We start from the raw sequence: 25439 nt of genomic DNA on the forward strand, positions 1-25439 counted from the left end.
CCCCACGCCCACTGGATTGATCGTGGATGTCTAAAAAAGAAACGAATTAAACCTATATGGAAAATTTTGCTGATCTATTTGAAGAAAGTTTAAAAGAACTTGAAACCCGCCCTGGCTCTATTGTTAAAGGTACTATCGTATCAATCGATAAAGATATCGTACTTGTAGATGCTGGATTAAAATCTGAAAGTGCAATCCCAGTTGAACAGTTTAGAAATGCAGATGGTGGACTTGATGTTGCTGTTGGTGATTCTATCGATGTTGCTTTGGATGCAGTTGAAGATGGCTTCGGTGAAACTATCCTGTCTCGCGAAAAAGCGAAACGTCACGAAGCTTGGGTAGAATTAGAAAAAGCGTACACTGAAAAAGAAACGATCATTGGTGTAATTAACGGTAAAGTTAAAGGTGGCTTTACAGTTGAAGTTAACACTGTTCGTGCTTTCTTACCTGGTTCATTGGTTGACGTACGTCCAGTTAGAGACACTGCGCACCTTGAAGGTAAAGAATTAGAATTTAAAGTTATCAAGCTAGATGCTAAACGCAACAACGTTGTTGTTTCTCGTCGTGCTGTTATCGAAGCAGAAAGCAGTGCTGAGCGTGATACGCTTCTTGCTAACCTTGAAGAAGGTCATGAAGTTAAAGGTATCGTTAAGAACCTTACTGACTACGGTGCTTTCGTAGACTTAGGTGGCGTAGATGGTCTTCTACACATCACAGATATGGCTTGGAAGCGTGTTAAGCACCCAAGTGAAATCGTTAATGTTGGTGACGAAATCAATGTTAAAGTACTTAAGTTTGATAAAGAGAAGTCACGTGTATCTCTAGGTATGAAGCAAATGGGCAACGATCCATGGCAAGAAATTGCTAACCGTTACCCTGAAGGCGCTAAATTAAGCGGTGCGGTAACTAACCTTACTGACTACGGTTGTTTCGTTGAAATCGAAGACGGTGTTGAAGGTCTAGTTCACGTTTCAGAAATGGATTGGACTAACAAAAACATTCACCCATCTAAAGTTGTTAACTTAGGTGATGTTGTTGAAGTTATGGTTCTTGAAATTGACGAAGAGCGTCGTCGTATTTCTCTTGGTCTTAAGCAATGTATCCCTAACCCTTGGGAAGAGTTCGCTAAAGCACAGAGTAAAGGTGACAAAGTTTCTGGTAAGATCAAATCTATCACTGACTTCGGTATCTTCATTGGTCTTGATGGCGGCATAGATGGACTAGTTCACTTATCTGATATCTCTTGGAACAAAACTGGCGAAGAAGCCGTTCGTGACTTTAAGAAAGGCGACGAAATCTCAGCTGTTGTTTTACAAGTTGATCCAGAGCGTGAGCGTATTTCTCTTGGCGTTAAGCAAATTGAAGAAGACCCGTTCAATCAGTACATCACTGATACTAAGAAAGGCACAATCGTTACTGGTACCGTTACAGCAGTTGATGCTAAAGGCGTAACAGTTAAGTTGGCTGAAGAAGTTGAAGGCTATGTACGTGCCGGCGACTTGTCTCGTGACCGTGTTGAAGATGCATCTGAAGTAGTTAGCGTTGATTCTGAAATCGAAGCTAAGTTCATGGGTGTTGATCGTAAGAACCGTATCGTTAACTTGTCTGTTAAAGCAAAAGACCAAGCTGACGAGAAAGAAGCACTAGATAAAGTAAATCAACAAGAAGAAGTTGGTTTCTCTAATGCATTCGCTGACGCGTTCAAAGCGGCTAAAAACGACTAGAAAGGTCAGCGCGTAGTTTATTTTTAGTCATTAATGTTTTGACAAAAATGCTTACGCGCTTATTATCGGTACTGAAAGTTTTTTTGATTGAGGGAAAGTTTAACAATGACAAAGTCAGAACTTATCGAAAGACTAGCCGATAAAGTCAGCCATGTCCCAGCTAAAGATGTTGAGACGTCGATAAAAGAAATGCTTGAGCAAATGGCGCAAACCTTACAAAAAGGTGAGCGTATCGAAATCAGAGGTTTCGGAAGTTTCTCATTACATTATCGTGCTCCACGTGTTGGCCGTAATCCTAAAACCGGTGAAACAGTAGAATTGGAAGGCAAATATGTCCCCCATTTTAAACCTGGTAAAGAATTACGAGAAAGGGTTAACGAAAGCTTAGCTAACTGATACTTTAGTATTTTTTTAAAAACGGCACTCCAATTAGGGTGCCGTTTTTGTTAGAGTAAGCTACAAATTTTGATATCTGGCCAAAGCTCACCTATTGCACTGTTCAGTTATTCATCTTGTATACGCCAAATTCAACTTCTTCTAGTTAAAATCTCGGAGGCATCAAATGAAAATTAAAGGTTTAGTACTACTCATTTTTATATTGATGATGCTAGTTATTGCTGGGTTTATAGGTACTCAAAATGGTCATATTGTTTTGGTTAACTATTTATTGGCTGAGACACAAGTAAAAATGTCTACAGTATTAGTGTCTGCCTTTTTACTGGGGTTTGGTGCGTGTTTTACTGGGGGGATTTATTTCTATTTTCGTATGAAATGGAAAATAACTGCACTAACTCGTAAAAATAAGAAGCTCAGCCAACAGGTAATTGATAAGTAATGTTAGAGCTTCTATTCCTTCTATTACCTGTTGCAGCTGGTTATGGTTGGATGATGGGCCGCAATAGCGCTAGGCAATCCCAGCGTCGTCAATCAAGTATTCTTGCAAAACATTATTACAAAGGCTTAAACTTTTTACTGTCAGATGAACCTGATAAAGCCGTCGATACCCTAATTAAAATGATAGATTTAGACAGTGATACTGTTGAAACGCATATCGCCATGGGGAAGTTCTTCCGTCACAGAGGGGAGCTTGATAGAGCAATTCGAGTTCACCAAAACTTAGTTAGTAAAGAAGAAATATCTCCCTCTCAAAGAGAGTCTGCTCTATATGAGTTAGGCAGAGATTATATTCTTGCCGGTTTTTTAGAACGTGCCGAAAATGCATTTTTACAATTACTGAATAGCGAACGCCATTTCATTAATGCTCAAACTCAACTGTTTAATATTTATCAAACAACAAAAGAGTGGCAACGTGCCATAGAGCTTGCAGAAAGGATGATAGGAGCGGGTGGTGATAGTAATGAGCTTTATACTAGAGTGGCTCATTTTTATTGTGAACAGGCTAATATAGATTGGAAAAATACTCAGATAGAGGCAGCGTTAGATAGTCTACATAAAGCCAGTTCAGCGGATGAAAACGCAGTTCGACCTTGGTTGATGTTAGGCGAAATAGCCATGGAAGAAAACCAATACGAAAGAGCCTTAGATTACCTATCAGAAGTACCTGTACGTGATATTAATTGGTTAAGTGAAGCGGTACCTCTTATTGAAGAGTGCGCTGAAAAGTTAAATGACGATCAGAAACTAAATCAAGTTTTAGATGAGTATTGGCAACAATGTGCTACTGCTTATCTGGCTAAAGTTAAATTGATGGCAAAAGACGGTGATGTAGACAAAGCCGCAGAGGTGTTGTTAGACCAGCTTAGAAGGCACCCCACAATGAAAGGCTTTAAAACCTTGATGGGGTTATATATAGATTTACAGCACAATGATCAATCAACCAATAGCTTGAGCTTGTTAAAAGATTTAGTAGAAGAACAAATTAAACAAAGACCCAAATTCAGGTGCCACAGCTGTGGATTTTCAGGAAGCCAACTTCATTGGTTATGCCCTTCCTGTAAAAAATGGGGTGTGGTTAGACCGATTAAAGGCTTAGACGGGGAATAGCGTGAAAGATCCAAAAGTAGTGATTGCATTAGATTTTGCAGAATTGAAACAAGCCGAAGCATTTGTTGATAAATTAAACCCAGAGTTATGCCGCCTAAAAGTAGGTAAAGAGATGTTCACTCACTTTGGGCCAGAGTTTGTCAAAACCTTGGTTAATAGAAAGTTTGATGTGTTTCTGGATTTAAAATTTCATGATATTCCTAATACTGTTTCTAAAGCCTGTCAGGCGGCAGCTGATTTAGGTGTATGGATGGTTAACGTCCATGCCTCCGGCGGTCCAAAGATGATGGAGCAAGCACGGTTAGGGCTAGAGAGTTACGGTGCCAAAAAGCCACTCTTGATAGCAGTGACTGTACTTACCAGTATGGATCAAGAGCAACTGAATGCAATTGGTATTAGTTTATCTCCCCAGCAACAAGTGTTGAACCTAGCAAAGCTTACCCACAAGTGTGGTTTAGATGGTGTGGTATGTTCAGCGCAGGAGTCTAGTTTGCTGAAAACTGAAGTGGCGCAAGATTTTACCTTAGTTACTCCAGGTATCAGGCCCGTTGGTGCTGATAAAGGTGATCAAATAAGAATTATGACACCGAAAAATGCTATTGATGCTGGATCTGATTATCTCGTAATAGGCCGGCCAATTACCCAAGCAGCCGACCCATTACAAGCATTGATTGATATAAACCAATCAATTTACTAAATCACTTAAAGTGTTTCTAACGCAGTTTTAGGCTCTACGTATTCAAGGTTGAGCTCTTCACCTAATGCGTCTACTACAGCTTTATATGTTACTTTACCTTGGTGAACATTTAGTCCATTCAATAAATGTGCGTCATCTAACATCGCTTGTTTTGCCCCCTTATTTGCTAGGGCCAAACCATAATGTAAAGTGGCGTTGTTTAATGCCATAGTAGAAGTACGGGCCACACCACCAGGCATGTTTGCTACACAATAATGTACAACATCATCGATGACATAAACTGGATCTTGATGAGTCGTCGCTTTAGAGGTTTCAAAGCAGCCACCTTGGTCAATGGCAACATCTACAACCACAGAGCCTGTTTTCATATTCTTGATATGTTCACGATTGAGTAATTTAGGCGCTGCAGCGCCAGGTACTAATACTGCACCCACAACAAGATCTGCTCTTGATGAGTAGTACTCAATTGCTTCAGCGGTTGAGTATACAGTCGCCAAGCGACCTTCAAAAATATCATCTAATTCACGCAAGCGGTTTAAGGATCTGTCTAGAATTGTGACGTTTGCGCCTAGACCCATTGCCATTTTCGCAGCGTTAAGACCTACAACACCACCGCCTATAACTAAAACTTTACCAGGGGCTACACCAGGAACGCCACCTAATAGGGTGCCACTGCCGCCTTGGGCTTTTTCTAAATAATGTGCGCCAGCTTGTACAGCCATTCTACCGGCAACTTCACTCATAGGTGCAAGTAGTGGTAGGGCTCCTTTGGCATCTGTAACTGTTTCATATGCGATACAAGTTGCGCCTGACTCTACTAACAATTTGGTTTGAGTAGGATCGGGTGCAAGGTGTAAATAAGTATATAAAATCTGACCTGGACGCAACATTTTACATTCATTAGGCTGAGGCTCTTTAACCTTGACAATCATTTCAGCTTTAGCAAATATTTCTTCAGCCGCTGCGATAATTTCAGCGCCAGCCGTTATATACTGCTCGTCAGTAAAGCCTATGCCGGTACCGGCATCTTTCTCTACCCACACTTGATGGTTATTATTTACAAACTCTTTAACAGCGGCAGGAGTGAGTCCTACACGATATTCGTGATTTTTTATTTCTTTTGGTACACCAATCAGCATTTTATTACTCCCATATGGTTAAAGGTTTTAGTTGTTAGTCGCTGGGATTAGTATAAAGGAACTTGTTCAGTAAGAAGTTTTGAATAAAATTTAGTTAAAGTATAAAATTCTGTAAAACTATTAAATAGCAAAATTAAATATGTTGATCAAAACCCCAAAACACTTAGACAGAATAGATAGAAACATACTAATAGAGCTACAACAAAATGGCAGAATCACCAATTCTGAACTTGCAAATAAAGTAGGGTTAAGCGCAAGTCCTTGTTTAGAAAGAGTTAAGCGGTTAGAAGGGGAGGGCTACATTACTGGTTACCACGCTAGGGTTAACCCAGATAAGCTAGGCGCAGCTATGTTGGTTTTTGTCGAAATTACTTTAGTGAAAACATCTGTCGATATATTTGAAGAATTTTCTACTGCGGTTAAGGCCCATGACGACATTCAAGAGTGTCACCTTGTATCAGGCAACTTTGATTATTTACTCAAAGCAAGAGTGGCTGATATGTCTAGTTACCGAAAATTGTTAGGGGATACTCTATTACGTCTACCGGGCGTGAGTGAATCACGAACCTACGTTGTGATGGAAGAGGTTAAAGAGTCTACTCAAGTAAAAATTAGCCTACGTTAATTTTTATCGTTTAATTACTAAGCGAAGAAACCTTCTAAACTAGGATTTTTACAACGACACTGGTATCTTATACAGCATTAATTTCTTCATAAAAGTAACGAAATAAAACCTATGGCAAGACTGAGTGGCATTCAAAGAGTTATGGAAGTGGGCATGATTGTAAGCTGTGTCTTTGCATTTTTTCTATTACTAGCCATGGCCTCGTTTCATCCTGCTGATCCCAGTTGGAGTCAGGCGGGTTTACAAAACGACGTTAACAATTGGGTTGGGCCTATAGGCGCTTGGTTTGCTGATATCTTGTTTTTTACTTTAGGCTCTTTTGCTTATTGTCTACCTTTTTGTTGTGCATTTTTAGGTTGGTTTTTGTTTCAGCAAACTAAAACTCTATTTGAAATAGATTATCTCACCATCGCATTGCGATTAATCGGTGCCATTTTATTGGTTTTAGGTGTAACTGGCCTGCTTAGTATGAATGCAGCAGACATTCATACCTATACCTCTGGTGGCATGGTGGGAGATATTCTTAGCTCGTCTTTAATCCCGTACTTCAGTGTAGTGGGTACAACTCTTTTACTTCTATGTTTTTTTTGCACAGGCTTTACTTTGTTGAGCGGTATTTCATGGTTGTTTATCGTAGATAAATTGGGTGAGATAACGCTTTTTATTAGCCGCTATATTTATCGCACTCCTGCTAAATTGAAGCAATCTTCTATACCATTATTGACCTTTAAGCGCCCTGAGAAAAAACATCCTGCTTTAGAAAATACAGAAAACGATTTTTGGGGAGAAGAGCCTTCAACTGCACACGAAAATCCTTTTGCTACAGTTTCTGAAGATCCAAGCCCTGAGCCAGAAGTTCCGCAAAGTATTTTGGAAGAGCCAGAAGAGAAATCTAAGTCACCTGTATCTTTTAGTGAGTTAAAGAAAAAAATCACTAAATCTCGCAGTGAACCCAAAGCGCTTAAAGAACCAAAATTCGAACCCGCAGCGGGTTCTGGTGGCATAGTAACAGCCACGGCTGTTCATGTACCTGAGCCTGATGAAAATGGTGAAGCCCAAGGGCCTATGCCGTCTTTTGACCTGCTTGAACGGGCAGATAAAGTTAAAAATCCTATTACACCAGAAGAGCTTGAAATCGTTTCTCGCCTATTAGAAAGCAAGTTAGCTGATTTCAATATCGAAGCTCGAGTAGTCGGAGTTTACCCCGGCCCTGTCATTACCCGCTTCGAAATGGAGCTCGCACCCGGCGTGAAAGTCAGTAAAATTACCACTTTATCTAAAGATTTAGCCCGCTCTATGTCGGCTATATCAGTGCGAGTTGTTGAGGTTATCCCCGGTAAGTCAGTAATTGGCCTAGAACTCCCCAATAAAAAGCGTGATATGGTGCGCTTAAGTGAAGTGATTACCGATGATGTATTCCAGTCGTCAGAATCAGCCTTAACTATGGTGTTAGGTGCCGATATTTCTGGCAAACCTGTATTTGTTGATTTGGCTAAAATGCCGCACTTGTTAGTAGCAGGTACCACGGGCTCTGGTAAGTCTGTGGGCGTAAACGTGATGATCTTAAGTTTGCTGTATAAGTCGACGCCAGAAGATGTACGCTTAATTATGATTGATCCTAAGATGCTTGAGTTATCAGTGTATGAAGGGATTCCACACCTGTTAGCTGAAGTAGTTACCGACATGAAAGAAGCGGCTAATGCGCTGCGTTGGTGTGTGGGTGAGATGGAACGCAGATACAAGTTGATGTCTGCTTTAGGGGTCAGAAACCTAAAAGGTTGTAACGCTAAAATACTCAAAGCTATCGAAGACGGTGAGCCTATTCGCGACCCACTTTGGAAATCAGAAGAAAGCATGGAAACCGAAGCTCCATTCTTAGAGAAGCTACCAGCGATTGTGGTGGTAGTTGACGAATTTGCCGATATGATGATGATAGTCGGCAAAAAAGTTGAAGAGCTAATTGCACGAATAGCACAAAAGGCAAGGGCTGCTGGCATACACTTGATACTTGCCACACAAAGGCCTTCGGTAGACGTGATTACAGGTTTGATTAAAGCCAACATACCTACTCGTATAGCGTTTCAGGTATCTTCAAAAATTGACTCCAGAACAATATTAGATCAACAAGGTGCCGAAGCCTTATTAGGTGCTGGTGATATGTTGTATTTGCCCCCAGGAACAGGGGTTCCTACCCGTGTCCATGGTGCATTTGTTGATGACCATGAAGTACATGCTGTAGTGGCTGATTGGAAAAGACGTGGCGCCCCCCAATATATTGATGAAATCCTCAATGGAGACGCTAGCGCTGAAATACTCCTGCCTGGAGAACAACCAGAGGGTGAAGACCAAGAGTTTGATGCGTTTTATGACGAAGCCGTGGCGTTTATAACAGAAACCCGCAGAGCTTCAGTGTCTAGTGTGCAGCGCAAATTCAGAATTGGTTACAATCGCGCAGCGCGTTTAGTTGAACAAATGGAACAAAGTGGCGTCGTATCTGCACCCGGTCATAACGGTAATAGGGAAGTGTTAGCTTCACCTGCTCCAAGAGATTAAGAGCTACTTTTAGATATTCGAGAAATATAACTATGAAAAAATCTATAATTTTTACTGGATTATTTATCACCAGTTTATGCTTGGCTAGCCATGTATTTGCTCAAGATAGTGCTAGTAATGTGAAACAACAGTTAAAAGACAAACTGTATAATTTGCGGACTTATCAAGCCAAGTTTACCCAAACAGTTACAGACTCCGAAGGCACGGTACTACAGGAAGCCCAAGGTAAAATTGTGATGAGCCAACCAAATAAGCTTTATTGGGAATTACTAGAGCCTAATGAAAGTATATTGTTAGCAGATGGTGATACTTTGTGGAATATTGACTCTTTTATGGAGCAAGTGGTTGCTTATGACCAAAATTTGGCAATCGAAAATAACCCCCTTATTTTATTAACAGACCCTTATAGCAAAAAGTGGCAAGACTACAATGTAGCAATCGCTGCTGAGGAATTTATTATTGAACCTATTTCTGCAAATGGCAGCATTGAAGTATTACGTTTGTTTTTTAAAGGAGAGAAATTATTAGGGCTAGAAACCCGAGATACTCAGCAACAAACTAGTCGTTTGACTTTTTCAGATATTCAACAAAATAAAGATATTTTGCAATCCATGTTTTCTTTTAGCTTGCCTATAGGATACGAATTAGATGACCAACGTAATCCATGACAGGTGAGTTCGATTTTTCAGACAGCCAAGCAGATACTGAGAACTTTGCCCCCTTAGCTGCCCGTATGCGCCCAAGTTCAATTGAAGAATACTTCGGGCAACAGCATATCATTGGGCCAGACAAACCTTTACGTGCAGCGCTCCTCCGCGGCCAGTGTCATTCCATGATCCTATGGGGGCCTCCAGGCACAGGTAAAACGACATTGGCTGAATTAGTCGCGTCCCACTGTAACGCCCATATTGAGCGTTTATCGGCAGTAAGTAGTGGTGTTAAAGACATACGTCAAGCTATCGAAAACGCTAAGCTGTTCGCTTTACAACACAAACAAAGAACCATTTTATTTGTAGATGAAGTGCATCGTTTTAATAAAAGCCAACAAGATGCTTTTTTACCTTTTATTGAGGATGGTACCGTTACCTTTGTTGGTGCGACTACCGAAAATCCATCATTTGAATTGAACAATGCTTTGCTTTCTAGGGCTAGGGTATATGTTTTAAAAAGCCTTAACGAAACAGACCTAGAAGAAGTATTAAATCGGGCATTAACAGATACAGACTGTGGCTTAGGTAAGTTAGGTATTAAAGTTGAACATAACGCCAAATCTGTATTAATTGATTTATCTGGCGGTGATGCCCGCAGGTTATTAAATTACCTTGAACTAACAGCTGATTTTTTACCGGCCAACAGTCATGAATTAACGGTAGAAATGGTAAAGCTGGCAGTAGGCGAGCGAGTCGCCCAATATGACAAAAATGGTGACCAGTTTTACGACTTAATCTCCGCTTTTCATAAATCAGTACGAGGTTCAGCACCAGATGCGGCTTTGTACTGGTATGCTCGAATGTTAACAGCAGGATGCGACCCTTTGTATGTTGCAAGGCGACTATTAGCTATAGCCACAGAAGATATAGGCAATGCAGACCCAAGAGCCATGCAAATATGCTTAAATGCTTGGGATATTTTTCATCGAGTGGGGCCAGCCGAAGGCGAAAGGGCGATAGCTCAAGCCACTATTTATTGTGCCAGTGCTGCTAAAAGCAATGCAGTTTACGTGGCTTTTAAAGCTGCAGTTCGAGATGCCAAAGAGGCCCCTGATTATCCAGTACCAGAGCACCTTAGAAATGCACCAACATCACTCATGAAAGATTTAGGGTATGGTCAAGAGTACCGGTATGCCCACGATGAGCCCAATGGTTATGCTGCAGGAGAGAATTACTTCCCAGAAGAAAAACAACATACCCAATACTATCAGCCAACGAATCGTGGCTTAGAGAAAAAACTACAAGAAAAACTAGCATTCTTGAAACAATTAGACGCTTCAAGCTCTCAACATAGGTACAAATAATATGCAATCTACCACCATTTACATTTTTATTGCCCTAGGTGGCGCCACAGGTGCGTGTTTACGTTATTTTCTATCGCAACTTATGCTTCAATGGTTTGGTAAAGGCTTTCCTTTTGGTACACTTCTGGTCAATGTTGTAGGCTCTTTTCTACTCGGTTTTTTATATTCATTATTTGAACATGGTCACTTAGAAACCACGCTGTTACGAACAACAATAGGAATAGGTTTTTTGGGAGCGTTAACCACGTTTTCAACTTTTTCCGTAGACACACTGGTACTTTTTCAACAGGGCTTATGGTTGAAAGCTGTACTCAACATAATATTAAATATTCTGTGCTGTTTATTTGCAGCATGGGTAGGTACTCAAATAGTTAAAGGTTAAATAAAACAAGATGTTAGATCCCAAATATTTACGTGGTGATATTCAATTTGCAGCAGCAAAATTACAAAGAAGAGGGTACACATTAGATACTGCTACCTTTACAGCTTTAGAAGAGAAACGTAAGTCGTTACAGATTAAAACCCAAGAGTTGCAAAATGAGCGTAATGTACGTTCAAAATCAATTGGTAAAGCCAAAGCATCTGGTGAAGACATTCAGCCGTTATTAGCTGAAGTAGGTAAATTGGGTGCCGAGCTAGACTCTGCAAAAGTAGAGCTAGCTGAGTTACTAGAAGAAATTCAAACCTTAGCGGCTGGTATTCCAAATATGCCAGATGATTCTGTACCAGAAGGTAAAGACGAAGACGATAACGTTGAAATCAGCAAATGGGGTACGCCCCGTGAATTCGACTTTGAAATTAAAGATCATGTTGATGTAGGTGCAGGGTTAAGTAAAGGCGTTGATTTTGACGCTGGCTCTAAACTCGCAGGATCACGTTTTGTGGTAATGCGCGGCCAAGTAGCTCGCCTAAACCGAGCCATAGCGCAATTTATGCTAGACCTTCACACCCAAGAGCACGGCTACGAAGAAACCAATGTCCCTCTTTTGGTTAATGCAGAAAGCATGACAGGCACAGGCCAGTTCCCTAAATTTATGGGCGATGCATTTCACACCAAGCCAGCTACAGAAGAAGGGCAGGGCTTATCTCTGATACCGACCTCTGAAGTGCCGCTGGCAAATATCGCTCGTGATGAAATATACACGGCAAAAGAATTACCTATAAAAATGACAGCGTTCACGCCTTGTTTTCGAAGCGAGGCAGGGTCTTACGGTCGAGACACCCGTGGTTTAATTCGTTTACATCAATTTGAAAAAGTTGAGCTAGTACAATTGGTAGAGCCTTCGACTTCATTTGATGCCTTAGAAGAGCTAACAAGCCAAGCTGAAAAAGTACTGCAATTACTTGAATTGCCTTATCGTAAAGTGCTGTTATGTACCGGAGATATGGGGTTCGGTGCATGTAAAACTTACGATTTAGAAGTATGGTTACCCGCGCAAGACACCTACCGTGAAATTTCATCATGTTCTAACATGCTTGATTTCCAAGCTCGCAGAATGCAAGCAAGATTCCGCGGAGCACAAGGCAACAAACCTGAGCTATTACATACATTAAATGGTTCTGGCTTAGCAGTAGGCCGTACTTTAGTGGCTATTTTAGAGAATTACCAACAAGCTGATGGTTCGGTAACTGTGCCTAAAGTATTGCAACCTTATATGGGCGGTTTGCAAAAAATAGGGTAATAAGTATTTTAGGTTTAACCTAATGATAAAGGCGAGCTTAGGCTCGCCTTTTGTTTTTATTCACATTGTTTACTCATTCGCTGCGTTTACATTTATTTACTTGGTACACTGAGAAAATCTCTTTTGCATAAACTTCCCTAGAAATAATCAGCATATTTGTGCACTAGTAGTGTCGGTCCCATGTATATGCAATATCTTGTGTAATCGCCGTATTTCTAAATCACTAAATCTCAGATTTAGAAAAACTGATTTCGTTGTAATAACTTAGAGCATATGTCTAAAATGGCCTTAAGGATATATACGGCAACCTCCCGTGTTTAAATACGGGGGGCTATTAATATTGTTGGTCTTAATCAAGGATAGAGAAAAGTATGAAACTTATAGTTCCTCCAGTTTCAATTTCAACTAATGATGGATTCAAACCAGATATTGACATCTTTAGAAGAAAGCCTTTTGGCGAGAACCTATTAAATTTAATTCAAAATACAGATGACGAACTTGTGTTGGCACTTGACGCCCCTTGGGGTGAAGGAAAAAGCACATTTATAAGAATGTGGCGCGGCCTTTTAAATCAAAATAATATTCCAAATGTATATTTTGATGCTTTTGAAAGTGACTACCAATCGGACCCATTTTTGGCAATTTCTAGCCACATCTACCAGTTAATTGATAAGGGTGATGAGAAGACCCATAAAGAATTCAAGGAAAAAGCCACATCTGCTCTCAAGGTTGTTGGTAAAGCAAGCTTAAGAATCGGTATCAAAGCAATAACAGCGGGAGTTCTAGATGAAACGATTCTAGATAATACCGGAAATGTCAAAGATGCTTCGAAAGAGGCGTCAGATTTAGTTGATGGATTTATTTCCAATCAATTAGATAAAGCCGAAGATGATCGAAAAAATCTAGCCACCTTCAAAGAGTACCTTGCTGAACTTGGAGAAAAGCTCAGCTCCGAAAAGAAGGTAATATTCATTATCGACGAGCTTGACAGATGTAAACCAAAATTTGCACTCGATTTAATCGAAAGTATTAAGCACTTGTTCTCGGTACCAAATATTACTTTTGTTCTAGTTATGAATAGGACTCAACTTGAGGAGGCTGTCCGCAGTGAATATGGCTCTGGAGTAGATGCCGCCAGATACCTTCAAAAATTCGTGTCAATTTGGAGCTCGCTTCCAAAGCCGAGAGAGAACTACCAGTCAGTCCCAAAGATATATCTAAAAAACTGTTTGTCTCGCATGGGGTACCAAGTCCAAAACAGGAACCAACAATCAGCTGTAGAGGTCTTTGAGGAAATCATAACCTATTATGATCTATCATTGCGTGAAATCGAACAATGTCTAACTAACTTTGCAATAATTCAAAATGCTACCGACAGTAACCTTAATACTGAATATTCTTGGATTTCAGTATTTGTTTCTGTCATAAAAGTTACGAAACCAGCTATATATAGAAAACTGTCCAAAAACAGTATTAGCTACGAAGAATTGGTTGCAGAGGCATCACTGGAAAAATTAAGTGTAGGTTCATGGGGACACATCCCAGAAGGACACCCGCTTAAGTGGTATCTTAAATATTTCATGAGTAGCGAAGAGGAGGCAAGTAAAATGGCATCTGAAACTAAAATGCTATCTGGCTTTCTAGAATCACGTGACGCCGTACAATCAGTTTGCGCGTGGCTCGAAGCCTTTCAGCGTGACTAACAGACATAGACCTAACAAGAAAAATAACAACATAACAACATAACAACAAAGACAGCCATTTTAGAACAACAAAGACACTCACTTTTAAAAAAGTAAAAAACACCCTTTTTCATTAATTCATTTCCTTGGTTGTTTTCGGATTTTGGTGGGTGTTTTGATGTTTTAAAGGTTGGCTTTTCGATATTGAAGAGTTTTCTTTGTCATTGAGTGTGAAAACTCAAATTTCAGGCGAGTTTTAACTCTCCAGCTTATGCTGAGTGTTGTGTTTAGTGTTTAGAGACTTTAGGCGCTTTTAAGTAAGGCTCTGGCCTTTGCCATGCCTCGTATTCTTTGGTGGTGTGAAAAAAACAAAGTGAAAAAACAAAGACACCCACTTTTAAAAAGTAAAAAACAGCGTTTTACATTAAGTTATTTTTCTGATTGTTTTTAGGATTTTGAGTGGGTGTTTTGATGTTTTAAAGATTGGTTTTTCGTTATTGAAGAGTTTTCTTTGTCATTGGGTGAAAAAACTCAAATTTCAGGCGAGTTTTAACTCTCCAGCTTATGCTGAGTGTTGTGTATAGGACTAATAACTAAGACACCCACTTTTAAAAAGACTAATAACTAAGACACCCACTTTTAAAAAAGTAAAAAACAGCGTTTCTCATTAAGTTATTCTCCTGATTGTTTGTCGGTATTTGGGTGGGTGTTTTGATGTTTTAAAGGTTGGTTTTCGATATTGAAGAGTTTACTTTGTTATTGGGTGTGAAAACTAAAATTTCAGGCGAGTTTTAACTCTCCAGCTTATGCTGAGTGTTGTGTTTAGTGCTTAGAGACTTTAGGCGATTTTAAATAAGGTTTTAGCCTTTGCCATCCCTCGTATTCTTTGGTGGTGGGTGTGGTGTTTAAACTGTTGCATCATCTGCTCGCTGCCAACTGCGGTAGCAAAGTGTTGTTCAAACTCTGTAGTGAGGGTGAGCCATTGTTCACTGTCTAACCCCAATCTTTTTAGAATAGGATTTTGATGGTTATCTATGTGGCCTGCTTTATCTTCTCTGATACATCTGCCTGTTGTGTCTACTAGTTCACAGTAATCTATTAAGCTGTAAGCAATGCCTTTAGGCATGTCTTGCCTGTGGTTACCGACAAAGGGCATAAGTGCTTTAGCTTGCTCACCTTTAATAAGTGATTGAATTCTATTACGAATACTTGTGTGTTTGGATGTTTCAGGTGTTTTTTCCATCTTGGCTCGAATGGGGTTTAAGTCAACATAAGCCATGCAAGCTAATACGGCAGATTCATCTAATAGGGCTTGTGATTTAAATCTGCCTTCCCAGAAGCGTCCAGTACATCCATCTTCTTTGTTGGCCTCACGGGCAATGTATTCATTGAGATTACGCATTAGCCAGCTAATGTCGTATAAGCGTTTTCTATAAACGGTTACTGTGTCTTCAAAGCTTAAACGCTCGCTTGTAGATAACGCCTCTCCTTTTACATACTTTGCCGTTAAGAGTGTGCCTTTATAGAGCTTATGCCAACGGTCAATCACCTCATCCAAAGACCAGCTATCTGCTAAGTCTTTATCAACACACAGCACCACATGGGTATGGTTACTCATCACAGCATAGGCGCAAACATCAATGGCAAACACAGCGCCTAAAAACAATAACCTATCTTCTACCCAGCCACGCCTATGTTCGTAACTTTGGCCACTTACGCTATCAACCCCACATAAAAACGAACGGCGAACACAACGAGACACACAATGATAATAAGGGGTATCAATTAAACTGATTTGAGACTTACGAGGTTGAGGCATAACAGACCATCCTTGGTTGTAATAAGTCCTTAAAGTTTAGAAGAAAGTGAGTGTTTTGCCATTTTTTAGAATGGGTGTCATGATTAGCTATGGCCATTTTTTAGAATGGGTGTCATGATTAGCTATTATGGTGCACAAGGTAATAAGCCTGAATTATTACATACTTTAAATGGTTCTGGCTTAGCGGTAGGGCGTACCTTAGTGGCTATTTTAGAAAACTATCAACAAGCTGATGGCTCGGTGACTGTGCCTACAGTATTGCAACCTTATATGGGTGGATTGCAAAGAATAGGATAAGAGCCTAATAGTTCGTATAAAATAAAAGGACGAATAAATGCCTAACCCTAAATGGTATAAAAAACCCGAAATGATAGTGGCGTTTTCAGCACTATTTATTAGTTTGGTGACTACTGTTGTAGGCATTTATTCGGCCTATATTGATAGGGAATATGCCCGCGCTTCGGTTTGGCCTAGGTTGGTTATGTATAGTAGTTCTTTTCCAACACCCAGTTTCCATGTTTCTAATAGAGGTACTGGCCCAGCATTGATCAAGTACGCTAAAATCAATGACGGGGAAAAGTATGTTAAATATTGGATAGATATCCGCAACTTTCCAACTACAACGGTTCAGTCACATGTAGGTGGTATGACACTGCCCAGCAACGAAAGTATTCCAGCAATAGCAGTGCACGAAACCAGTAGCCAAGAGCAGCAACAGATGTTCACAACGTCTATGAGCTCTGTGACAGTTGAACTTTGCTATTGTTCTATCTATGAGGAGTGCTGGCTTCTCGATAAAGGTAATAAGACTACTTCAGTAGATAATTGTGAAATCAACGATGAAGAGCGCTTTTTACAATAAAAATGTTGTCGAAAACCTGAGCTACTACATCTGAGTTTAGTTTTCACTATGCTAACCGAAATCTATTGTGAGTTTAAACAGCGTCCTTGCTGCTCGATTTACTTTTTGAGCTCATAAAATTACATTTACTCTAAATACTCAGATAAAAATATTTCCATTTCTTCGAATACTTTGCGTCTTGTTTCTTTGTCATTAAAGGGGTTGTGGCCTGTGTCTTCTAATCTGATTATTTGCACCGGTTTTTTCATCTTAGTGAGTGCTTTATACATTTGTTTGGATTGAGAGTAGGGCACAACTTTATCTTCATCACCATAAATCAATAATATTGGTACTTTGATTTTGTCTGTTAATAGTTCTGGTGAGTTGTTTTTTAATAAGTCTTTATCAAGTTTGGGATCGCCAATTGATGTTTTAACAAAATCTTTTCTGACGTTTGTGTTTTTTCTGTCAAGTTCGTACTCCACAAGGTCTGGTAAGTTAGATAATCCATTTATACTTATTGCACATTTATATAGGTCTGGTGTTTTTGCCGTTGCCATTAATGCTACATAGCCACCATATGACGCTCCTGCAATGCACACTTGCTGTTTATTGATAATGTTTTTATCAACTAAATAGTGAACTGCGTCTTCAACGTCATCTTGCATTAGTTTGCCCCATTGTTTATATCCTGCTTCTTGAAATGCCATTCCATAGCCTGATGAGCCTCTGAAGTTTGGTTTAATGACAACGTAACCTCTTGTGGCAATAAACTGAGTAAAGGCATCATAATCTAGTTTATCCCTATATTGCGGGCCACCATGGGGCATCACTACTGCTGGATAAGGTTTGCTACCGTCAAAATCAGCGGGGAGGTAAAGGTAGGCCGTTATTCTCTGCCCGTCTCGGGTGTTATAATGGATAGCTTGGCCACTTGCTAATTTAGCTTTAGGTAAGGTTTTATAGGGGTAGCTAAAGTGAGATGTCTTATTGGTTTTTAAGTCGTGTAGCGAGTAGGTAAGTGGATTATTAGCTCCCCATGAAACAAGTAAAGCTCTTGTTCCATTTTTAGCTAAGCTAGTAAAAAGAAAGTTTTCTGACGTGTAATTTGTAGAAATTTTATCGTAGGCTTTTTGGCTATCTGCATCAAAATAATGTGAACGGTATACATCCTTGACGGTATTATAACCGATTACATTGTTGCTAAATCCTTCAGTGATGACGCCCACTATATCTGTGTCTGGAACGCTTACTAATACTTTTGTTTCCGTTTCATTAACGGACATTAGCTCGTGATAACCGGTTTCTTTATTCAACCTTCTATAGATAAGATGCTGATCTCTCACACCCACTAGATCTTTAAATTCGATGTTATTTTTACTTTGGTCGTCTTCATCAAAGTATATGGTGTCTACTAATGCCCAATCATCTTCCTTTGCATTAAATCGAAATATCTCGATAGTTTTAGCGACTCTTTTGTAATCATATCTATAGGTTATATTCGCCTCTGAGTCATTGATAAAGCCTATAGTGAAACGCCCTCCTTTGACTATTTTTGTGGATTTGCCAGTATTAATATTGAGTTTGAAAAGGGTTAGCCTAGTTTTTATATTCGCAGACATTAATACATGCGCATCATCGTTAAGTAAGTAATCTGTAATTGAAACTAGGTTCTTGTTATCTTTTGCTGCCCTTTGATCGTTAAATAACCCAACGCTTTCAGTACCATCAATATTTGTGGAAACTAATCTTGAGTACATATAGTACTGGTTTAAATCAAAATTTTGTTCTGTTTTAGCTTTTTTCCTTAGTCTATCCGCTCCATGTGGTACCAAATAATTCACCAGTAGTCTCTGATTATTGGCCCAACTTACGTGATATGGCCTAATGATATGATCGCCAAAAGACCCGACTACTTTCTCCTGGTCTATGTCGTAAACAACGATTAGACGAGCGTCACCCTTATTTAATGTACTTGCTACATATTTGCCATTTGGAGAAATACTGGCGTTAAGAATAGTAGGAGGAGTAACAAAGTCTTCAATAGATAATGAGGTACTGAAACTTGAGCCAGAATAGAAGAATAGAGTAGCTATTAATAAAAATAGAGATGAATGCCTTTTTTTCATAATTGTTTCGTTCTCCTTGAAAAAACATGATGAGGTTGAGTGGGTTTATATTACATTTAAAAATCAGAAACTAAATAGGCGATTAACAGAGATTAACAAAGTACCCATTGTTATATTGGCACCATAATCGTTTGTTTAGCTGACAAACTTGTTGGATTTATCTTCGATTACATGGGTTAACGGAGGGGGAGTAATTACAAGAGTTAGATCGTTATTATGGTTGTCTACATAAATTTTGAGCATGAATTTCTGTTTGAGGGAGATTGAGCAACCCCTCATTTACATCGACTATACTTTTTCTAAAGGAACCTATATAAAGTTGTGACCTGTTCCTTATTGGTTCAAACCTAATTGTTTCATGGAATTATTATAACTTCCTGTTCTTGGCTTTTTTATTATGTTTAGTTGAGTTCAATTTTGTTATTATCGCGCACGAATTTTGCCCCAGACTGTCAATCAAATAGTGCAATTTGTGAATGGTATTTGAGTGTGTTTTTACACTCAATAATGAGTCCCTTAACTAGAGAAGTACATACTCATGCTCATTTTTCTTATCTGTATCACCCTACTGATCCTAGGTTATAAGTTTTATAGCCCATTTGTTGAAAAACAAGCCGGCCTAGATCAAAAGATCTCTACGCCACAAGCACGTTTCAGAGAAGGGGTAGACTATGTGCCGGTTCACCCAGTGAGAGCATTTTTAATTCAGTTCTTAAATATTGCTGGCGTTGGCCCTATTTTTGGACCGATATTGGGTGCGCTTTATGGCCCAGTGGCCTTGGTTTGGATAGTGATTGGTAACGTTTTGGGTGGCGCAGTTCACGATTTTTTCTCGGGTGTAATGAGCATTAAAGAAGATGGTAAGAGCTTACCCGAAATAGCTGGCCACTATTACAATATTGTTTTTAAAGGCTTTATGTTGTTGTTTACTGCCATGCTGTTGTTCTTTGTTGGCGTGGTCTTCATTATGAGCCCAGCTGGCTTGTTAAGTAATCTTGACGTGTTTCAAGATACCTTTTTAGCTGATAATACCTTCTGGGTATTGGTGATTTTAGGCTACTACTTTTTAGCGACCTTGTTGCCTATTGATAAAATCATCACTCGGTTTTATCCTATTTTTGGCTTAATGATGATAGTGATGACCACTATGATCGCTATTGCTTTATTAATCGATGCCCCTCATTTACCCATGGCAGGCGACTTTCTCGCTTATTTCAAAGATAGTCATAGTCACGATATTTTAGAACCTAATCCAGATGGGTTACCCACTTGGCCGTTATTGTTTATAACTATTACTTGCGGTGCAATCAGTGGCTTTCATTCAACTCAGGCGCCTATCATGGCGCGCTGTTTAACTAATGAAAAATACGTTAGGCCTGTCTACTACGGAGCCATGGTCTGTGAAGGCGTGGTGGCTTGTGTTTGGGCTTTAGCGGGGATTGCTGCGTTTCCAGATGGTTATGCTGGCCTCAAGGCAATGCTTGATACTGGCGGTCCAGGTTTAGTGGTTAATCATATTGCTAGTAGTTATTTAGGTGCACTGGGTGGCATTATGGCCATTATTGCTGTGGCTGTATTTCCTATTACCTCAGGAGATACTGCATTTAGGTCACTACGATTAACCTTAGTTGATGCTTTTCGTATCCCACAAAGTGTGCGTAATCGTTTATTACTTGCTGTGCCTATTTTGGCTATTGCCTACTTTATGACTAAGCTGGATTTTACGGTTATATGGCGCTATTTTGCATTTTCAAATATGTTGTTATCAACCAGTGTTTTATGGCTAGCCACTAAATATCTATTTGATCGGGGGGCATTTCATTGGATCGCCAGCATTCCTGCAGTTATCACTACCAGTGTGACTATTTCATATATTATGACAGCCGCGATTGGGTTTAATCTACCCGCCGATTATGGCTGGCCAATTGGTACTGTTGTGGTGATTGTTAGCTTGCTACTTTTGATATTGATGCATAACAAATATAAATCTGCTAAAGCATAGTTTTTATTTTTTACACATGTGCTCTAAATGCTGTTCTATATGTTGTCAGTTCATTTTATGCCCATGTCTGTCATTCTAATGTTTCTTTTAGCGTAAACTTTACAGGATTAAATAAGAGTATTTTGGGATTTTACTATCGTCTATACGCTGGTAATGGCGCTATTGGGGGTTATTGAATTTATCCATTAATATCATAGGTATCTGCGTAAACCACTTTTCATTGATTTAGTGTGTGCGAAATAAGATTCAAGAATTTGACATACATAGCGTATAAAAAATGCAGATAATATGATGACTATCAATTAAATACTCAGACTCTCAGATTAAAATACTTGTAATTACAAGGTATGTTAAATGGGTAGTGTAAATGTCTGAATGCAGCTTTTTCGATCAAGCTTTGTTAAAAAAATATAATACCAGTGGGCCACGTTATACGTCTTACCCAACTGCGTTAGAGTTCAGTGATACCTTTACAAATCAAGATTTTGTTGCAGCGATACAAAACTCTATTAGCCCTGATTTGTCTCTGTATTTACATATCCCGTTTTGTCATAGCCTTTGTTATTACTGCGGCTGTAATAAGATTGTCACCAGACAAAAACATAAAGCGGATATTTATCTCGATTATTTATCAAAAGATATAATTAACCGCGCAAGATTGTGCACAAATAAAATCATCCGCCAGTTGCATTTTGGTGGTGGTACGCCTAGTTATTTATCTCAGCAACAGCTCACACGTATTATTGGTTTATTAAAAAAGCAATTTAAGTTTGCTGATGATATTGAGATGAGTATTGAGATTGACCCCAGAGAAATTGAACTTGAACTAATAGAACACTTATATTCGTTAGGTTTTAACCGTATTAGTGTCGGCGTACAAGATACTAATGTTAAGGTGCAACAGGCCATCAACCGAACTCAGTCATTTGAGTTTATCAAGCAAATTATAAGTCGGGCGAAGTCTATTGGTTTTGACTCAGTTAACATTGATTTGATTTATGGACTGCCTTATCAAACTGAACAGTCATTTAAACAAACCTTACTAGATGCACAAGCCTTAGAAGCAGATCGTATCTCGCTTTTCAGCTATGCCCATTTACCAAGTCGCTTTGCTGCTCAACGAAAAATAAAAGATGAATGGCTGCCTAAAGCAGCTGAGAAATTTAGTTTGATGAAACAGGCCATTAATACATTAAGGCAACAAGGTTATGAATTAATTGGTATGGACCATTTTGCTAAAGCTAATGATGAACTGGCAATCGCACAAAAGAAAGGGGTGTTACATCGAAACTTTCAAGGTTATACCACCTTTAAAAATTGTAATTTATTGGGATTTGGCGTGTCGGCTATTAGTGCGGTAGACAACACTTACAGCCAAAACTGTAAAGTGCTAAAAGAATATTACCAAAGCATCGATGAAGGCCAACAGGCCATAGAAAAAGGTCTAATTCTAAGCCAAGATGATTTGATTAGGCAAAGGGTGATTAGCGAATTAATGTGTAATTTGTATGTGAATAAAAAACAAGTTTCAGCACAGTTCGAAATTGATTTCGACCAATATTTTGCTGAAGAAATTGATAGCCTAAAAATCTTCGAACGCGACAACCTCCTGATTAACCGTGGCTCCAATATTCAAATATCGCCGAGTGCCCGATTATTAGTCAGAAATATTTGTATGTCTTTTGATGCCTATATGAAAAAGCACCTTAACCAACAACGCTTTTCTAGAGTCATTTAACCCAATAGAATTAATTGCGGCCATAGCAATTATATTTTAATGGTTAACAACACTTCCAAGAGATTCATTTTTACAAAATATTGAGCACTCAAATTAGTGTGTCCAAAACTTAATTAGACTTATATTTGTGTAGTGTTTTTTTAGGTATATGACAATAATCGTTTGGAAAGCGAGTGAGCCTTTCTTGATGTTCTTCATCGCTTTTTACGTAGTTTGTAAGGCCTTGTGTCTCCACAACAATTTTATCTGCGTCGTCGCGGCATTTTATAAAGTGAGTCGCTATTTTTAGGTGTTCGTCTTGGGTGCTGTATATGCCTGTTCGATATTTCTTTCCTACATCTTCACCTTGTTTATTGATGCTGTAGGGGTCAATGATTTCAAAAAAGTAGCTTATCAAGTCCGTTAAATTAACTTGGCTGGTACTGAAGGTGACTTTTACACATTCAGCATAACCGTCATATTCGCATTGCGTTGTATTGCTAGTCCCATTTGCTCGGCCTGCTTCGGTTACTATAACACCGGGTAGGTGCTTCATATATTCTTGTACCCCCCACAAGCAACCTCCAGCAAAATATATGGTTTCTTGTTCGATATTTATATTGCTGATTTTCTGTTGAGTATTCATATTCTGGGTTGGCAAGTATAAACAGCCTTATCTAATTACTAATGGTTATCATCTAAAATATTTAATCCGTTAATATACGCCCAAAATTGATGTAGAGACGATTCTATTTCAACTGTCCTTCGTGCCTATCTTACGATATTTGTGTTTGGTTATTACTACTTTTTAAAGCAAATCCATAGTAGTGGTTACATAAAAACTGTTTCGCTAGGCCTAGTTCAAATTAACTTTGCTTTTTCGTAAAGCAAACTGTGAATATTGAGACCATTTAGATGATTCGAGTTGTACCAATTATATTGCCTGTTTTGTTATTTAGCGTATCCACTTTTGCGTTGGCAGCTAGTGATGTCAATGAAGTAAAGAATGAAGATAATCGCGATCTAGAAAAAATCATTGTTGAGGGTGAAGTAACGGCTAATACCCAAACTGTGGGGACCTTCAATTCTCCTGTTTCAAACTTAGAATATGACCCTCGCGTTGACTTGCAATCACGCAATATGGCTGAGGCTCAAGCTGATGTAACTATACGTGGCGGTATTTTTGAAAATACGGGGTTTAGAGTAGGCAGTGCCACTTTACTCGACCCGCAAACCGGACATTACTTCGCAGAGATCCCCATTGCTCAAGAAATGCTAACAGGCGCGAATATACTAACTGGGGTTGATAATGCTCTATTTGGTTTTAACAGTTCAGTGGGTACGGTTTCTCGGAGTTGGAAACCCATTAAAACCATGGGCAGTGTGTCGATTGGCACAGGTAATAACGGCTTTAATTTACAAAGAATACACAGTAGCTTTAGTATTCCTTTAGATGATCCTGGTGATTGGAATATAGGGGTTGAAGGTGAACATTCTCTTTCAGAAAGTGATGGCACTATCGAAAATGGCGACCATGATTTCAGGCGTACTTCTGCTCGAATTCAATTAGCAGGGCCAGAGTCGCAGACGGATTTGTTTTTTGGTTATCAAGAAAAGTTTTTTGGTTGGCCAAATTTGTACACACCATTTAATGTCAATGAGACTGAAGACCTTAGAACACGGCTTATAGTACTTAATCACAAACAGAGTTATGGTGCTCTTAGTAAGAATGACAGCACATTTGAAGTGTCTGCCTATTATCGTCGTCATAATGATCATTATGTTTATTCCCGTGAAAACCCTTCACTATTCGAAGCCTTTCACGAAACAGATGTTAAATCAGTGGCCATCTCTGGTCGTCATGCACAAACTGAATTATTTGCCTTGAATTACTCGGCACAGTTTATTGAAGACTCAATCGAATCAACGACCCTTGAAAACAACTTTACGTCACGTAGTTACTATAAGATTAGCCTGTTACCTGAATATCAAATGGCGTTAACTGCTGATCAAGATTTAACATTCCGCTTAGGCGGTACCTTTGACGATACAAATCGAGATGATTCTGAAGTTTCGCTGATAGCTGATGTAACATGGGACAAGATTAACTCAGATAACACTTCGCAAACTGTTTACGTATCTTATGCACAAGCTAGTCAGGTGGCGGGTTATACTGCCATTGGTGGAAGTGATACCGGTGGCTTATTCAGAAGTAATTACAATCTTGAACGAGAAACGACCCAAAATTTTGAAGTAGGTTTGGCATTAGATAAACACTCTTGGTCCCTCGATTCTGCTATTTTTTATCGTCTTGATGATGGTCTAACCGATTGGACCTATAACTTAGACTCCACTTCTGCTCGTTCCGCAAACCCAGTGGACATAGAGACTTTAGGATTAGAGTTATTGGTAACCAAGCATTTAGACAACGCAAAAATCATCACGAGTTATACGTTTCTCGATAAGTCAGAAGATTATGGCTCTACTGAGATTGACGCTAGTTTTTATGCGCTGAACTATCCCGATCACCGCTTAACCTTAGGGGCTGTGTGGAGCCCTACCGATATTGTTGAAGTACGCGTTGATAACGAGTGGCGTAAACATGAAGAAAACATTCTACGAAATGGTGACAATCAAGCTTTTTTTATGCACCTAACATTGAATATTGCTCCTTCGCAGTTTAAAGGGTTAAACATTACACTTGCTGCCGATAACCCTTGGGGTGAATCCTTCGAAGAAGTCCCAGGTACACCTGGAAGGGGAGAGCAATACTCTATTACTGTTAGTTACCACTGGTAAAATGCGCTTAAC

Annotated in this window: 20 protein-coding genes and 1 pseudogene; 17 read left to right on the forward strand and 4 right to left on the reverse strand. The window is 39.4% G+C overall.

The window, feature by feature from the left end; all coding sequences use genetic code 11:
- Nucleotides 1-56 precede the first annotated feature (56 nt).
- The 5 genes from rpsA (at nucleotide 57) to pyrF (ending at nucleotide 4425) form a co-directional block, all read left to right on the forward strand.
- Nucleotides 57-1724: a 30S ribosomal protein S1 gene (gene rpsA / locus EOK74_RS08450; protein ID WP_133469539.1), complete on the forward strand. Its 1668-nt coding sequence runs from the start codon at nucleotides 57-59 to the stop codon at nucleotides 1722-1724.
- A gap of 105 nt (nucleotides 1725-1829) precedes the next feature.
- A complete protein-coding gene (gene ihfB / locus EOK74_RS08455; protein WP_133469540.1) occupies nucleotides 1830-2120 on the forward strand; it encodes an integration host factor subunit beta in 291 nt (96 codons plus the stop codon).
- 166 nt (nucleotides 2121-2286) lie between these two features.
- Entirely contained in the window at nucleotides 2287-2559 is a 273-nt protein-coding gene (locus EOK74_RS08460) for a LapA family protein (protein ID WP_133469541.1), read from the forward strand.
- Nucleotides 2559-3728 (forward strand): lipopolysaccharide assembly protein LapB, encoded by a 1170-nt coding sequence (lapB, locus tag EOK74_RS08465; protein ID WP_133469542.1) that lies wholly within the window; start codon nucleotides 2559-2561, stop codon nucleotides 3726-3728. The genes EOK74_RS08460 and lapB overlap by 1 nt, the downstream gene beginning before the upstream one ends.
- 1 nt (nucleotide 3729) lies before the next feature.
- Nucleotides 3730-4425 (forward strand): orotidine-5'-phosphate decarboxylase, encoded by a 696-nt coding sequence (gene pyrF / locus EOK74_RS08470; RefSeq protein WP_133469543.1) that lies wholly within the window; start codon nucleotides 3730-3732, stop codon nucleotides 4423-4425.
- 5 nt (nucleotides 4426-4430) lie between these two features.
- On the opposite strand, the gene ald is transcribed toward pyrF, so the two are convergent.
- Nucleotides 4431-5564 (reverse strand): alanine dehydrogenase, encoded by a 1134-nt coding sequence (gene ald, locus EOK74_RS08475; protein WP_133469544.1) that lies wholly within the window; start codon nucleotides 5562-5564, stop codon nucleotides 4431-4433.
- A gap of 139 nt (nucleotides 5565-5703) precedes the next feature.
- Between ald and lrp the strand changes: the two genes are divergently transcribed.
- The 7 genes from lrp (at nucleotide 5704) to EOK74_RS08510 (ending at nucleotide 14141) form a co-directional block, all read left to right on the forward strand.
- Nucleotides 5704-6189, forward strand: coding sequence for a leucine-responsive transcriptional regulator Lrp (lrp, locus tag EOK74_RS08480; RefSeq protein WP_133469545.1), 486 nt, complete (start codon nucleotides 5704-5706; stop codon nucleotides 6187-6189).
- Nucleotides 6190-6300: 111 nt separating this feature from the next.
- Entirely contained in the window at nucleotides 6301-8742 is a 2442-nt protein-coding gene (locus tag EOK74_RS08485) for a DNA translocase FtsK (protein WP_133469546.1), read from the forward strand.
- A 32-nt stretch (nucleotides 8743-8774) separates the two neighbouring features.
- Nucleotides 8775-9410: an outer membrane lipoprotein periplasmic chaperone LolA gene (gene lolA, locus EOK74_RS08490; protein WP_133469547.1), complete on the forward strand. Its 636-nt coding sequence runs from the start codon at nucleotides 8775-8777 to the stop codon at nucleotides 9408-9410.
- Nucleotides 9407-10756, forward strand: coding sequence for a replication-associated recombination protein A (locus tag EOK74_RS08495; protein ID WP_133469548.1), 1350 nt, complete (start codon nucleotides 9407-9409; stop codon nucleotides 10754-10756). Before lolA ends, EOK74_RS08495 begins: the two co-directional genes overlap by 4 nt.
- 1 nt (nucleotide 10757) lies before the next feature.
- Nucleotides 10758-11138: a fluoride efflux transporter CrcB gene (crcB, locus tag EOK74_RS08500; RefSeq protein ID WP_133469549.1), complete on the forward strand. Its 381-nt coding sequence runs from the start codon at nucleotides 10758-10760 to the stop codon at nucleotides 11136-11138.
- A gap of 10 nt (nucleotides 11139-11148) precedes the next feature.
- A complete protein-coding gene (serS, locus tag EOK74_RS08505) occupies nucleotides 11149-12438 on the forward strand; it encodes a serine--tRNA ligase (RefSeq protein WP_133469550.1) in 1290 nt (429 codons plus the stop codon).
- Between the two features lie 371 nt (nucleotides 12439-12809).
- Nucleotides 12810-14141, forward strand: a complete 1332-nt coding sequence (locus EOK74_RS08510) for a KAP family P-loop NTPase fold protein (RefSeq protein ID WP_133469551.1) — start codon at nucleotides 12810-12812, stop codon at nucleotides 14139-14141.
- Between the two features lie 817 nt (nucleotides 14142-14958).
- On the opposite strand, the gene EOK74_RS08515 is transcribed toward EOK74_RS08510, so the two are convergent.
- Nucleotides 14959-15939 (reverse strand): transposase, encoded by a 981-nt coding sequence (locus EOK74_RS08515; RefSeq protein ID WP_133469552.1) that lies wholly within the window; start codon nucleotides 15937-15939, stop codon nucleotides 14959-14961.
- 141 nt (nucleotides 15940-16080) lie between these two features.
- On the opposite strand from EOK74_RS08515, the pseudogene EOK74_RS08520 reads away from it, so the two are divergent.
- Nucleotides 16081-16236, forward strand: a pseudogene (locus EOK74_RS08520) (serine--tRNA ligase); the annotation flags it as partial.
- 37 nt (nucleotides 16237-16273) lie between these two features.
- Complete coding sequence (locus EOK74_RS08525; RefSeq protein WP_133469553.1) at nucleotides 16274-16801, forward strand: hypothetical protein; 528 nt, start codon at nucleotides 16274-16276, stop codon at nucleotides 16799-16801.
- Between the two features lie 125 nt (nucleotides 16802-16926).
- Here the strand turns inward: EOK74_RS08525 and EOK74_RS08530 are convergent, their stop codons facing one another.
- Nucleotides 16927-18909 carry an alpha/beta hydrolase family protein gene (locus EOK74_RS08530; protein ID WP_133469554.1) on the reverse strand — a complete coding sequence of 661 codons (1983 nt, stop codon included), beginning with the start codon at nucleotides 18907-18909 and terminating at the stop codon, nucleotides 16927-16929.
- A 538-nt stretch (nucleotides 18910-19447) separates the two neighbouring features.
- Here EOK74_RS08530 and EOK74_RS08535 point away from each other — a divergent pair.
- Together EOK74_RS08535 and hemN are read left to right on the forward strand one after the other, a co-directional pair.
- A complete protein-coding gene (locus tag EOK74_RS08535) occupies nucleotides 19448-20911 on the forward strand; it encodes a carbon starvation CstA family protein (RefSeq protein WP_133469555.1) in 1464 nt (487 codons plus the stop codon).
- A gap of 367 nt (nucleotides 20912-21278) precedes the next feature.
- Nucleotides 21279-22649, forward strand: coding sequence for an oxygen-independent coproporphyrinogen III oxidase (gene hemN, locus EOK74_RS08540; protein WP_133469556.1), 1371 nt, complete (start codon nucleotides 21279-21281; stop codon nucleotides 22647-22649).
- A gap of 109 nt (nucleotides 22650-22758) precedes the next feature.
- Here hemN and EOK74_RS08545 read toward each other — a convergent pair whose 3' ends face one another.
- Nucleotides 22759-23274 (reverse strand): peptide-methionine (S)-S-oxide reductase, encoded by a 516-nt coding sequence (locus EOK74_RS08545; protein ID WP_133469730.1) that lies wholly within the window; start codon nucleotides 23272-23274, stop codon nucleotides 22759-22761.
- A gap of 269 nt (nucleotides 23275-23543) precedes the next feature.
- Here EOK74_RS08545 and EOK74_RS08550 point away from each other — a divergent pair, with 269 nt between their 5' ends.
- On the forward strand, nucleotides 23544-25427 hold the full coding sequence (locus EOK74_RS08550) for a TonB-dependent receptor plug domain-containing protein (RefSeq protein WP_133469557.1): 1884 nt from the start codon (nucleotides 23544-23546) through the stop codon (nucleotides 25425-25427).
- Nucleotides 25428-25439: the final 12 nt, after the last annotated feature.

It is taken from the genome of Paraglaciecola marina (genome assembly GCF_004360155.1).
GTDB classification, from domain to species: Bacteria; Pseudomonadota; Gammaproteobacteria; order Enterobacterales; family Alteromonadaceae; genus Paraglaciecola; species Paraglaciecola marina.

Bases quoted from the DNA above. Each gene is read 5' to 3' on its own strand.
- rpsA (WP_133469539.1), top strand. From the start codon at position 57: ATGGAAAATTTTGCTGATCTATTTGAAGAAAGTTTAAAAGAACTTGAA.
- ihfB (WP_133469540.1), top strand. From the start codon at position 1,830: ATGACAAAGTCAGAACTTATCGAAAGACTAGCCGATAAAGTCAGCCAT.
- EOK74_RS08460 (WP_133469541.1), top strand. From the start codon at position 2,287: ATGAAAATTAAAGGTTTAGTACTACTCATTTTTATATTGATGATGCTA.
- lapB (WP_133469542.1), top strand. From the start codon at position 2,559: ATGTTAGAGCTTCTATTCCTTCTATTACCTGTTGCAGCTGGTTATGGT.
- ald (WP_133469544.1), bottom strand. From the start codon at position 5,564: ATGCTGATTGGTGTACCAAAAGAAATAAAAAATCACGAATATCGTGTA.
- lrp (WP_133469545.1), top strand. From the start codon at position 5,704: ATGTTGATCAAAACCCCAAAACACTTAGACAGAATAGATAGAAACATA.
- EOK74_RS08485 (WP_133469546.1), top strand. From the start codon at position 6,301: ATGGCAAGACTGAGTGGCATTCAAAGAGTTATGGAAGTGGGCATGATT.
- lolA (WP_133469547.1), top strand. From the start codon at position 8,775: ATGAAAAAATCTATAATTTTTACTGGATTATTTATCACCAGTTTATGC.
- EOK74_RS08495 (WP_133469548.1), top strand. From the start codon at position 9,407: ATGACAGGTGAGTTCGATTTTTCAGACAGCCAAGCAGATACTGAGAAC.
- crcB (WP_133469549.1), top strand. From the start codon at position 10,758: ATGCAATCTACCACCATTTACATTTTTATTGCCCTAGGTGGCGCCACA.
- serS (WP_133469550.1), top strand. From the start codon at position 11,149: ATGTTAGATCCCAAATATTTACGTGGTGATATTCAATTTGCAGCAGCA.
- EOK74_RS08510 (WP_133469551.1), top strand. From the start codon at position 12,810: ATGAAACTTATAGTTCCTCCAGTTTCAATTTCAACTAATGATGGATTC.
- EOK74_RS08515 (WP_133469552.1), bottom strand. From the start codon at position 15,939: ATGCCTCAACCTCGTAAGTCTCAAATCAGTTTAATTGATACCCCTTAT.
- EOK74_RS08525 (WP_133469553.1), top strand. From the start codon at position 16,274: ATGCCTAACCCTAAATGGTATAAAAAACCCGAAATGATAGTGGCGTTT.
- EOK74_RS08530 (WP_133469554.1), bottom strand. From the start codon at position 18,909: ATGAAAAAAAGGCATTCATCTCTATTTTTATTAATAGCTACTCTATTC.
- EOK74_RS08535 (WP_133469555.1), top strand. From the start codon at position 19,448: ATGCTCATTTTTCTTATCTGTATCACCCTACTGATCCTAGGTTATAAG.
- hemN (WP_133469556.1), top strand. From the start codon at position 21,279: ATGTCTGAATGCAGCTTTTTCGATCAAGCTTTGTTAAAAAAATATAAT.
- EOK74_RS08545 (WP_133469730.1), bottom strand. From the start codon at position 23,274: ATGAATACTCAACAGAAAATCAGCAATATAAATATCGAACAAGAAACC.
- EOK74_RS08550 (WP_133469557.1), top strand. From the start codon at position 23,544: ATGATTCGAGTTGTACCAATTATATTGCCTGTTTTGTTATTTAGCGTA.